The organism is Streptomyces sp. NPDC091281, assembly GCF_044757425.1.
Classification (GTDB): Bacteria; Actinomycetota; Actinomycetes; order Streptomycetales; family Streptomycetaceae; genus Streptomyces.
In genome coordinates this window covers 465864-477836 of the sequence record NZ_JBIVUY010000007.1, presented here as the reverse complement: position 1 = coordinate 477836, position 11973 = coordinate 465864, and the positions used below count along the sequence as shown (strand labels likewise).

General features: G+C 70.5%; 6 protein-coding genes. All 6 read right to left on the bottom strand.

The genetic code is table 11. The annotated features are described in order from the left end of the window. Positions 1-5320 (bottom strand): amino acid adenylation domain-containing protein (locus ACIQPQ_RS21185; RefSeq protein WP_401305880.1); only part of this gene is annotated, 5320 nt, incomplete at its 3' end. A 184-nt stretch (positions 5321-5504) separates the two neighbouring features. Beyond that, positions 5505-6920, bottom strand: a complete 1416-nt coding sequence (locus ACIQPQ_RS21180) for a serine hydrolase domain-containing protein (RefSeq protein WP_401305878.1) — start codon at positions 6918-6920, stop codon at positions 5505-5507. A 57-nt stretch (positions 6921-6977) separates the two neighbouring features. Then, entirely contained in the window at positions 6978-8336 is a 1359-nt protein-coding gene (locus tag ACIQPQ_RS21175; protein ID WP_401305876.1) for a sensor histidine kinase, read from the bottom strand. A gap of 20 nt (positions 8337-8356) precedes the next feature. Continuing rightward, complete coding sequence (locus tag ACIQPQ_RS21170) at positions 8357-9052, bottom strand: response regulator (RefSeq protein WP_401305874.1); 696 nt, start codon at positions 9050-9052, stop codon at positions 8357-8359. 151 nt (positions 9053-9203) lie between these two features. Beyond that, positions 9204-11165 carry an FtsX-like permease family protein gene (locus tag ACIQPQ_RS21165; protein ID WP_401305872.1) on the bottom strand — a complete coding sequence of 654 codons (1962 nt, stop codon included), beginning with the start codon at positions 11163-11165 and terminating at the stop codon, positions 9204-9206. 23 nt (positions 11166-11188) lie between these two features. Further along, positions 11189-11935 carry an ABC transporter ATP-binding protein gene (locus ACIQPQ_RS21160; protein WP_401305870.1) on the bottom strand — a complete coding sequence of 249 codons (747 nt, stop codon included), beginning with the start codon at positions 11933-11935 and terminating at the stop codon, positions 11189-11191. Positions 11936-11973 lie beyond the last annotated feature (38 nt).

Below are 11973 nucleotides of genomic sequence, written 5' to 3'. Positions count from 1 at the left end.
GGGCGGGCAAGGAGCGGCGGTCGACCTTGCCGCTGGGGGTGAGGGGCAGCCGTTCCAGCGGTACGTACAGCGCGGGCACCATGTAGTCCGGCAGCGAACCGGCCAGGTGCGAACGCAGCTCACCGGTGGACAGATCCCGGTCCGCCACCAGGTAGGCGACCAGGCGCCCCCGGCCGGTCTCGTCGTGGTGGACGAGGACCACCGCGTCCCGCACGTCCGGGTGGCGCCCCAGGGCCGTCTCGATCTCGCCCAGCTCGATGCGGAAGCCGCGCAGCTTGACCTGGTCGTCAGAGCGGCCCAGGTACTCCAGGCTGCCGTCCGCCCGCCACCGGGCCATGTCGCCCGAGCGGTACATTCGGTCGCCCGGCTCGCCGTACGGGTCTGCCGTGAACCGCTCCGCGGTCAGTCCCGGTCGGCCGTGATAGCCGCGTGCCAGGTGCGGGCCGGCGATGTACAGCTCGCCGGGCACCCCGACGGGCAGCGGCTGGAGGGCCGCGTCGAGCAGATGTACGCGGGTGTTGGGCAGCGGGGTTCCGATCGGCGGCACGGCCCCGCTGGTCAGCGGCGCGCTCATGGTCGCGACCACCGTCGACTCGGTCGGCCCGTACGCGTTGACCATCCGCCGTCCGACCGACCAGCGGGTCACCAGGTCCCCGGTGCTGGCCTCGCCACCGACGACGAGGGTGCGCAGGCCGTCGAGCCCCTTCGGGGTCAGGGTGGCGACGGCCGAGGGTGCCAGCAGCGCGTGGGTGATGCGGCGCTCCCGCAGGAACGTCTGCAGTGCCTCGCCGACGAGCGGGCCGTGCGGGGGCAGGACGAGGGTGGCGCCCGCGGGGAGGGCCATCAGCACCTCCATGACCGCGCCGTCGAAGGATGAAGAGGCGAACTGCAGGACCCGACTGTCCTTGTCCACGGCCAGTCGCTCGATCTCGGCGGCGGCGAGGTTGCCGATGCCGCGGTGCGGGACGAGGACGCCCTTGGGGGTACCGGTGGAGCCGGACGTGTAAATGACGTACGCCAGGTCGTCGGCACGCGGGCCGGGCTCGGGCGCGGTAGCGGGCAGCGTGCCGAGCGCGTCGCCGTCCCGGGCCAGGTCCACGATCACGGCACCGGTGTCCGGCAACCCCCCCAGCAGCTCGGTCCGGGTGACCACGAGGCCCGCTCCGGAGTCCCGGAGCATGAACGCGAGTCGGTCGGCCGGGTAGCCGGGGTCGAGCGGCAGGTAGGCGGCGCCGGACTTCATGATGCCGAGGAGACCCACGACCATCTCCACGCCGCGCTCGACGCACAGGCCGACGAAGGTGCCCGGGCCGGCCCCCAGGGACACGAGGTGGTGGGCGAGCCGGTTGGCTCGCTCCTCAAGCTCCCGGTAGCCGAGGACGGTGTGCTCGTCCTCCACGGCGGGCGCGTCCGGGCACCGTCGCGCGGTCTCCCCGACCAATTCGGGAAACGTGCCGGTGGGGGCGGGGCGCACGAAGCCGTTCCAGCCGGTGACGACCTGCGCGTACTCGTCCTCCGTCAGCATCGGCAAGGTGGCGAGGGGCCGGTCGGGTTCGGCCGCGGCGGCGGACAACACGGTCGTCAGGTGCCCGGCCAAGCGGGCAACGGTCGCCTCGTCGAATAGCGCGGTGCTGTAACCCACCCGCGCGGTCAGGCCATCCTCGGTCTCGAAGAACTCGACCGTCAGGTCGAACGGCGCGGCGTCCCGCGGCACCGGTTGGTCCACGGCGCGCACGCCGGGCAGCCGCACGGGCTCGGCCGGCGCGTTCTGCAGGACGACCATGGCCTGCACGAGCGGCGTGCGGCTCGTGTCGCGCGCTGCGCCGACGGCGTCCACCAAGCGCTCGAAGGGTACGTCCTGGTGGGCGAAGGCATCCAGCACGGTTTCCTTGAGCCGCGTCAGCAGCCGCGCGTACGACATGTCGGGATCGACGTGGGAACGCAGCACGACCGTGTTGACCAAGAAGCCGACGAGGTCTTCCAGGTCACGGTGGTCGCGGCCGGAGGAGGCGGTTCCGACGGCGATGTCCTCCTGGCCCGACCAGCGGGCGAAGACGGTCTTCACCGCGGCGGTCAGCGCCATGAAGAGGGTCGCGCCGTGCCGCTGCGCGAGGTCCCTGAGGGCGGTAGTGGTGCCAGCGGGGACGGGGAAGGTGTAGGTGGCGCCGGCCGAGGAGCGCACGCCGGGCCGCGGCCGGTCCGTGGGCAGCTCCAGCGGGGCGATGCCGTCGAGGCGCTCGCGCCACCAGTCGAGCTGCCGGTCGAGCAGCCCGCCCTCCTCCAGGCGACCGCGCTGCCAGGCGGCGAAGTCGGGGTAATGAACGCCGACTTCCGGCAGGTCGGCCGCGCGCCCCTCGGCGCGGGCCGCGTACAGCTCGCCCAGTTCGCGGGTGACGATGCCCATGGACCAGCCGTCGGTGACGATGTGGTGCATAGCGAGGAGGCACACGTGCTCGTCGTCCGCGAGACGCACCAGCAGCACGCGGACCAGCGGCCCGCCCGTCAGGTCGTACGGGCGGTTCGTCCCGGCGCGCAAGAGTTCCCGCAACCGCTCCTCGCGTGGCCCCTCCGCGAGGCCGCTCAGGTCCTCGGTGCGCCACTCGGGAACGAGCCGAGAGTGGATCACCTGGACACCGCGTCCGCCGACGACGCCGAACGTCGTGCGCAGCGACTCATGGCGATCCGTCAGGTCCTCGACGGCGGCGCGCAGCGCTGCGGCGTCGAGGGCGCCAGTGAGGCGCAGGCCGGTCGCGGTGTGATACTCGGCGCTGCCGGGGTCGAAGTCCTCCAGGAACCACAGACGCTGCTGACCGTACGACATGGGCAGGACGCCGTCGCGCGGGACGACAGGGATCGTCGGGTCCTCGGCGGTCTCGTCCGGGGCGAGGTGGCCGGCAAGTGCCGCGATCGTCGGCTTGTCGAAGAGGATGCGCGGCGGCAGGGTCATGCCGAGCGCGGCGCGCATCCGGGAAACGGCGCGGACGGACAGGATCGAGTTGCCGCCCAGCTCGAAGAAGTCGTCGTGGACGCCGAGGTCCTCGATGCCGAGGACCTCGGACCACACACCGGCGAGGGTCTCCTCGACGGCGCTACGCGGTGCGGCCCGGCCGGAGCCGGCCCGCTCATGGACGGTCGCCGGGTCGGGCAGTGCCTTGCGGTCGACCTTGCCGTTCGGAGTGAGGGGGAGCGTGTCGAGCACCACGATCGCGGACGGGACCATGTGACCGGGCAGGCCCTCGGCGAGGTGGGTACGCAGCTCCTCGGGAGAGGGGCGGCGCGCGCCGGACGGTGACACATACGCCAGCAGGTTGGTGTTGTGGGTGAGAACCACGGCCTGGGCCACGTGGGGATGGAGCGCGAGGGTGCTCTCGATCTCACCGAGTTCGACGCGGAAACCGCGCACCTTCACCTGGTCGTCGGCACGGCCCAGGTACTCCAGTGTCCCGTCGGTGCTCCAGCGCGCCACGTCGCCGGAGCGGTACATGCGCTCTCCGGGCTCGCCGAACGGGTTGGCGACGAAGCGTTCGGCGGTGAGGCTGGGACGCTTGTGGTAGCCGCGGGCGAGACCGACGCCGGCTATGTACAGCTCGCCGCGCACCCCGGCGGGGACCGGGCGCAGCGCGTCGTCGAGGACGTACACGCGGAAGTTGGCGATGGGCTTGCCGATCGGCGGGACGGTCGCGCCGTTGAGCGGGGAGCTCATGGTGGCGCAGACGGTCGTCTCGGTCGGGCCATAGGCGTTGATCATGCGCCGACCGCGGGACCAGCGGGCGACCAGGTCAGCTGTGCTGGCCTCACCGGCAACGACGAGTGTGGCACCATCGGGCAGACCGCGCCCGTCGGGGAGGACAGCGACGGTGGCAGGCGTGAGGGTGGCGTGAGTGACGCCGTGTTCGGCGGTGTAGCCGGCGAGTGGCTCGCCGGGGGCGAGGGTCTCTTTTGTCCCCATCACCAGCGTGGCGCCGGTCAGGAGCCCCATGCACACCTCCCAGAACGCCGCGTCGAAGCTGGCGGAGGCGAACTGCAGCACGCGGCTGCCGGGGGTCACGTCGAATGCCTCGGCCTGCACGGCCGCCAGGTTGCCGATGCCGCTGTGGGAGACGAGGACACCCTTCGGGCGGCCGGTGGAGCCGGAGGTGTAGATGGCGTACGCGAGGTCCTCCGGCGCGAGCACCACGTCAGGCGGGGTGGCCAGGTGGGCGTCGAGGGCGGCCCGGTCGTCGGTGAGGTCGATCAGCGTGGCCCCCGTGTCCGGCAGCCGGTCGCACAGCTCCCGCTGGGTGACGACGAGGCGGGCTCCGGAGTCCTGGAGCATGTACGCGATCCGGTCGGCCGGATAGGACGGGTCGAGCGGCAGGTAGGCGGCGCCGGCCTTCATGATGCCGAGCAGGCCGGCGGCCATCGCGGTGCCCCGTTCGACGCAGAGGCCGACCAACTGGTCGCGTCCGGTGCCGAGCGCGATCAGGTGGTGGGCGATCCGGTTGGCGCGCTCGTCCAGTTCTCGGTACGTGGCCGAGCCGTGTTCGTCGATGACGGCGATGGCCTCGGGACGGGCGGCGACCTGAGCGGCGTACAGCTCGGGGAAGGTGTCGCCGGACACCTCGCGCGCGGTGTCGTTCCAGCCGCGCACGACCTGCTCGAACTCGCTGTCGGTGAGTAACGGCATCGTGGTGAGGGGCGATCCCGGGCTCTCGGCGGCGCCGGCCAGCAGGACCGTCAGGTGGCCCGCCAAGCGGGCGGCCGTGGGGTCGTCGAACAGGGCGGTGCTGTACCGGACGCGCAGGCGCCGCCCGGTGGTGGTGACCTCGGTGGACAGGTCCAACGGATCGAAGTCCCGCTGCTCGTCCGATAGTTCGTCGATGTCGGCGACCATGGCCTGGATGTATGGCGTGATGCTCGTGTCCGGTGCGGGGGCCAGGGCCTCCACGAGATCCGCGAAGGGCATGCCGTCGTGGGCGAGGGCGTCCGTCAGAGCGCGGGCCGTGTCGCGCAGTAACGCCTCGAACGGCGCCGCGGCGTCGACGCCGGTGCGCAGGACGACCGGGTGCCCGGTGCGCGGGGAGACGGTGCCGAGGGCTATGTCCTCCTGCCCGGAGTAGCGGGTGAGCAGGGCGGTGACGGCTGCGGCGAGAACCGCGGTGCGGCTGGTGGCATGGCGCTGGGCCAGCTCCGTCAGCGCACGGACGGCGGGGTCGGGCAGCTCCCGGGTATGGACCGCGGTGCCGGCCGGCCGGACGACGGGTCGTGACCGGTCGGTCGGTAGCTCCAGAGGTGGTACGCCGTCCAGTCGGTCCCGCCAGAACTCGATCTGGTCGGGCACTGCCCGGTTTACCGGCGCGTCGGCGCGAGCCACGTTGGTACCTCCAGGAACGGGACGGCTTCCGGGCGCGGGCGGGCCGGAGCAGGGTGCGGAAGCCGGAGAAGTCGGAAAGGCGGAGCGAAGAGGGTGCGGTATCGGCCGGGGCGCGATGGCGGATGGCCGGTCGACCGTGGCGGGAGAGGGGCTACACGATCAGGGTCCGCCGAGCGGAGCGGCCGCCGAGTTGCATAAGGACCACGTCGCCGGTGGCGGGCCCGATGACGAATCGGCCGGTGTACGGGGCGGTGTCGGTGTCCGTGCGCCGTGCGATGAAGATCAGGTCGCCGTGCAGCGTGAGGTCGGCGGTGAGGCCGGTGGTGTCCGTCAGGTACAAGGCGGTGCCGTCGGGGCGGGTACGGATGGCGAAGCGTGTGTCGCCATTGCCGTAGTCGCCGGTGAAGCGGTCGAAACCCGTCGTCACTACCGGCGTCGCGGAGACCGTGGGCCGGTGGTCGCCTACAGGTATGCCGTGCTCCCTCAGCGTGTCGACGAGGTCGGCCCACAGCAGGGAGCCGGTGGTCGCGTTGGTGGTCAGCGCGACGGCCGTGCCGGTGCGCGGGTGGAACCGCAGGTGGGCGGTGCCGCCGTCGGCTGTTCCGTCGTGTCCGAGCCAGGGGCCGTCGGGTGAGGCGTAGTGGGCGAGGCCGAGCCCCCATCCGTCGGCCATGCCGAAGGCGTCGGCGTAGGGATCGAGGGCCGCCATCTCGGCACGGTCTGCGGCGGGGAGCAGGGTGTCGGCGTCAGGGTGGGTGCCCAGGTGCAGGGCGGCGAGTACGACCAGGTCGTCGGCGCTGCCGGCCAGGCCGCTCGCCGGGGCCCAACCGGCCGGCACATACTGGCCGACGGGGTGTGCGGTGCGCTCGCGGCCCGGCCGCACGGCGTGACCGTCGGCGAGCGTGCGCAGACCTTCGGCGGACCCGCCGTTCAGGAACACCGGGTCGATACCGAGCGGTCGCAAGAGAGAATTCTCGACGACCGCCTGCCATTTCATGTCACAGGCCGTCTCGATGACGCGTCCGACAATGTTGTATCCGGAATTCGAATAGGAGAAGCGGCGACCGGGTTCATCGAGGGCCGAGGTAGTAGCGACGTTCGCCGTGTAACGCGCCAGGGAAGACTCCCGGGCGTCGTCCAGTTCATGGTCGGCGATCAGTCCGGCGGTGTGAGCGAGCAGGTGCCTCAGGGTGATGGCGGACATCTTCTCGTCCACTGCCCCGTCGAACTCCGCCAGGTATTCGGCGACGGGTTCGTCCCATTCGAGATCGCCGCGGGCCACGAGTTGGGTGATGACGGTGGCCGTGAACGCCTTGGTCACCGAACCCAAGGCGAAGGCGGTGTCCGCGGTCACCGTCCGGAGCGTGCCGACGCGTGTCACACCCGTGGTCACCGACAGGCTTTCCCCGGACTGGTGGAGGGTCAGCTGGGCGCCGGGAACCGAGTGATCGTGCGCGAGCCCATGCAGTAGGTCCGCCGCGAGAGTCGCTTCCACATCTCCCCCTTGATAGGTGTCAGTGGTACGGCTACCCGTACCTTGTGGGTGCGGGTAGCCGTACCTCGACATCGTCCATCGCGAGTTGAGGGAAGGGCAAGGTTTTTCAATTTAAAGAAAAGGTGCAGGTCAGACGGTTCGCGTTGACCAAGGGAGCGTGGCGGTCACCGTCGTCGGACCACCGGATGGACTACTCAGGTGCAACCGCCCGTTGAGAGCGGCGGCGCGGTCCTCCAGTCCGCGCAGACCCGATCTGCCCGCCGGCGCCGCACCGCCCCTGCCGTTGTCCGTCACGCGGACAACCAGATGGTTGTCGCGTTCCTCCAGGCTTACTTGAATGCGCGTGGCGGAGGCGTGCTTGACCGCGTTCGCCAGACATTCGGCAACGATGTAGTACGCCGTCGACTCCACACTCACATCCGGGCGCCGACTCAGAGTGCTGCGGACGTCCACAGGCACGTGGAAACGTTCCGTCAGTGCCGTGACCGCCGCGTCGAGGCCTCGGTCACTCAGAATGGGAGGCTGGATTCCGCGGACCAAGTCCCGGATCTCATCGAGGGCACTGCTGATTTCCTGGTGCGCCTCGTCGAGGAGATTCGAAAGGTACTCGGCGTCGGCGCTCCGGCGGTGTTTCGCGTGGGAGAGGCGCATGAGGAGAACCGCGAGTCTGGTTTGTGCCCCGTCGTGCAAATCCCTTTCCAGGCGACGGTAATCGGCGTCGTTCACCCGGAGCGCCGCGATGCGCTGGCGCTCCGCTGCCTGCCTTCTCAGCTGCGCCTCAGCCTCGTCGATCCGGCTGAGGACGCGCCGTACCATGCGGGCTCGGAGCTTGCCCATCCAGAAGAGCAGGCCCAGCAGCACGGAGAAGAGCAGCACGGATGCGACGGCGACTGCCGCGCGCCTGAAGGCGCCGACGACCAGGAGCGTGTTGCCTGGACCGAGCGCTAGTTGCTCGGGTGGCCCGATGGGCAGAGCCACGGTGAACGTGATCACGGGGAGGGCCAGGGCCGCCAGCGGCAGCAGCCAGATCGTGCCGAGCAGCAGGAGCCCGAGGTAGCCGATGTCGCCCCATCTGGCCTCTGCGGGCCAGTGCTTCCGCTCCGCCTCCCGGTCGGCCTCGGTGAACCGGTGCGAGGAGTCGCCCGGGTCGCAAGTGACCGAGTGGGCGAGCAAGCGCTCCAGGTCGGCGACGGCGCGCAGCATCGGCAGGCCAAACGACATGCCCTCACGCAGGGCAGCGATCCGTTTCGTCACCTGCCGGAACACCCCGCCCTCAGCCCGGCCGGTACTCGGCGGCCGTCGCATCAGCGCAGCCCGGAACCACCAGAAGATCGCTGCTGCACCCCGTATGAAGGCGAGGATCACGGTAGGCAGGCCGACGAGCAGGAGCCACGAGGCGGCGCGCAGCGCCAGAGAGGCCGCCAGGAGAGGCACGAGCAGCAGGCCGACCAGACTGCCTACGGAGAGGTAGATCAGGCCGGCGGCCACACGGTGAGGAGTCGGAAATGTCACGGGGCTAGGGACCACGGTGCGTGAGCCGACTCAGTCCTTGAGCCTCGTAGACCCCGCAGGTACTCCAGTACCGCCAGCACCCGGCGGTGATTCTCCCCTGAGTTGGGAATCCGCAATTTTCCGAGAATCGATGTGACGTGCTTTTCCACCGCTCGTTCCGAGATGCCGAGCCGGTTCACGATTCCGCCGTTGGTCAGCCCGGTCGCCATGAGCTCGAGCACTTGGCGTTCACGTTGCGTCAACACCTCGGTGGCGCGCTTCTCACGTGGGCTGCCGACGAACTGCTTGAAGATGTCGGAATCCAGAACGGTTTCTCCGCGCCGGACCCGGTGGACGGCGGACAGAAACTCCTCGAAGTCGCCGACCCGCTGCTTCAGCAAGTAGCCGGTTCCCGCCGGGGCGTTCCGGACCAGCTCCTCGGCGTACGTCGGCTCCACGTACTGCGACAGCAGCAGGACCGACGTGTCGGCGCCGAGTTTCTGAATGTCCAGAGCGGCGCGTATGCCCTCGTCGGTGAAGGTGGGAGGCATGCGGACATCCATGATGACCACATGTGGTCGGCTGGTCCGGACGACTTCAAGTACTTCGGTGGCGTCTCTCAGCGAAGCGATCACCTCGATCCCCTCGTCCGTCAGAAGCCTGGCCATGCCGGCTCGCAGGAGCGCGGAATCCTCGGCGATCACGACGCGCATGGAAACTCCTGCTTACTAGGATTGTGCCGACCGGCCGTCGTGCGAACAGCCGCCCAGGGGTGAGGCCATGGATGTTGTGTAGGGGGCTTCAGCATAGGGGGGACGGTGGGCGACGCTACGCCGAAGACCCCGTGGCCACGGTGCGCCACCGCTACTGACGGGAAGCGACCATCTTCACGCCGGCTTGCCGCAGCAAACGTCCCGTCGCGGCCAGACTCACCCCCACGCCCACCAGTACGCACGCCGCCGTGAGTGTCGCCAGCATCCCCCATTCCACGCTCAGAGGGACCTCAGCTCCGAACACGGTCAGTGCTCCCTGGTAGGCCCGAGCACCTGCAGCGACCACACCTGCCGCGACCAGTACGCCCAGAACGGAGGTGGACAGCGCCTCCCACAGTGCCATGCGGCGCACCTGCGCCACGCTGACGCCGAGCATCCGCATGCCCGCGATCTCGCTCCCGCGCCTGCTGTACGACATCATCAGCGTGCCAGCAACGGCAATCAGCGCGTACAGCGACGAGGGCACCGTCAGCACGCCTAGCACCAGCTTGTTGAGCCGGTCCTGGTCGGTCGCTTCCTCGTTGAACCACTCGGCGGACGGCATCACCCGTACTCGGTCGGCACCCACCCGCGCGGTCAGCTCGGCGGCCACCGTCCGGGGCGAGTCCACGGCCTTCCCGTCGAGCAGCACGGAAGCGCGCGACGGGGCCGCCGACGCGCCCCCAGTCCCGCTCGGCAGGAGCACCGGTGGCACCGCCGAGCCACCGTCCAGCACCGCCGCGACCCGGGCCTGAACTGGCCGGCCGCCATAGACCCCGTAGGTCACCTTCGAGCCCGCGCGGTGCCCGTACCAGTCGGCGAATTCCCGTGACACGGCAACCGTGCCCGGTCGTAGCGGGGCGAGCGATCCGTCCACCACGGAGATCCGGTGCGTACGGGCCAGGGTTGCCGGGTCCGCGACCGCCGCCTGTTCCTTCCACACCGAGTGTGGTCCGGCCACGGCCACCTCCAGCTCTGCTGGCGCCGAGACGGCAGCTACCCTCGGGTCGGCCCGCAGTGCCGTCAGGACGTCCGCGCTCAGAGCGTCGCCCCGGACAGGCTCCACAACAAGCTGCGCGACCGTACGCGCCCGGTCGTCCGCCTCGGTCGCAGCTCCGGTGGTGGACAGCACCGTTGTGAAGGCGCCGACCACGGAAAGGATCGCCAGAACCGGCCCCACCAGGGACGCCGTGCGGCGCCGCGACGTGCGCACCGACTCCGCGGCCAGCCGCCCGGCCACCGGATCGGCCCAGCGCAGGGGCAGCGCGGCCAACCGCAGAAGGAGCGGAAGATACACCGGCCCCAGCAGCGTAGCGGCCACGGCCAGTGCCATCGTGCCGAACAGAGCCAGCGGAGTTGCGGCCTCGGCCCCGGCGCCAGGTGCCAGCGCCACCATGACCACGCCGGTCACCAGCATCAGTGAGCCCGTCACCCAGCGCCCCGCCGTCATGGTCCGGGCGTCCAGGTCCGCCTCGCGCAGGGCCTCCGACGGGCGTACCCGGGCAGCGCGGCGAGAGGCGGCCAGTGTCCCGAACACGGCCATGGACAGTCCGCTGCCCGCAGCGAACAGGAGCGGTCCGAGCAATGGTCCCGGGCGCAAATCGACCGGTGCGAGACCTGTGCCGTTCAGTGCCTCCACGGCGACTGGGGCAGCCACGGCGGCGACCGCGCAACCCGTGAGGACGGCCGGCACGGCCACCGCCAGCGATTCGCCGAGCACCATCCGGCGCACTTGTCCCCCGCCCGTGCCGATCAGGCGCAGCAACCCCATGTCGCGGCGCCGCAGGGCGATTCCGAAGGCACAGGTGCCGGCGACGACGAACACCGTGACGAACGCGGACACCACGCCCGCCATCGCCAGCACGCTCTGTACTCCACCCATGTCCACGTCACCGCTGGTCATGGTGTGTGCCGTGCCTGTCCCGTCGGTCAGAGTCACCGAGGCGTTCCCGGTCTGCGGCGACGTCGGTACCGACCAGGTGGACGTCAGAGCCGAGGCCGACACCCCGACGAGTGCCACGCCTAGTGCCAGGGCCACGAACGTACCGACGAACAGGGCCCAGTAGTGCCGCACTGAGAGGAGTGAGATGCGCCACATCACCGCTCCCACTCGCTCAGTCGGCGGGCGACAGCGTCCGCAGTCGGGTGGTCGAGCCGCCCGACGACCTGGCCATCCGAGAGGAACACCACCCGGTCCGCATACGCTGCCACCGCCGGATCGTGAGTCACCATCACCACCGTGCGCCCCGCCCGGTCCACCACGGCGCGCAACAGGTCCATGACCTGCCGGCCGCTGCTCCGGTCCAGGGAGCCGGTCGGCTCGTCGGCAAAGACGATCTCCGGTTCGGCCACCAGGGTCCGGGCGATCGCCACCCGCTGCTGCTGTCCGCCGGAGAGCTGAGCAGGCCGCCGGTCGGCCTTGTCCGCCAGACCCACCTCGCGCAGCGCCTCCATGACCCGGGCCCGCTTGACCGACCGCCGCCGCAGACGCAGCGGCAGCGCCACGTTCTCAAACGCGTTCAGCATCGGCAGCAGGTTGAACTGCTGGAACACGAAGCCGATTCGGCCACGACGCAACACGGTGAGCTCCCGCTCAGTGCAGACAGCGAGGTCGGTGTCACCGAGCAGGACCTTGCCGCTGTCGGGTTTGTCCAGTCCTGCTGCGCAGTTCAGCAACGTCGTCTTGCCGGACCCGGACGGTCCCATCACGGCGGTCAGCGCTCGGTGCGGAATGCCCAGGCTGACCTCGCGCAGGACCGGTACGCGGCCGGCGGGCCCCGAGTAGCCCTTGGAGACGGCGGACAGTTGGACAGCGGGGAGCTGGATGTCGGTGAGCAGTGACATGTACCCAGTCCAGCAGAGCGAACCGCCCGGGGCAGTGG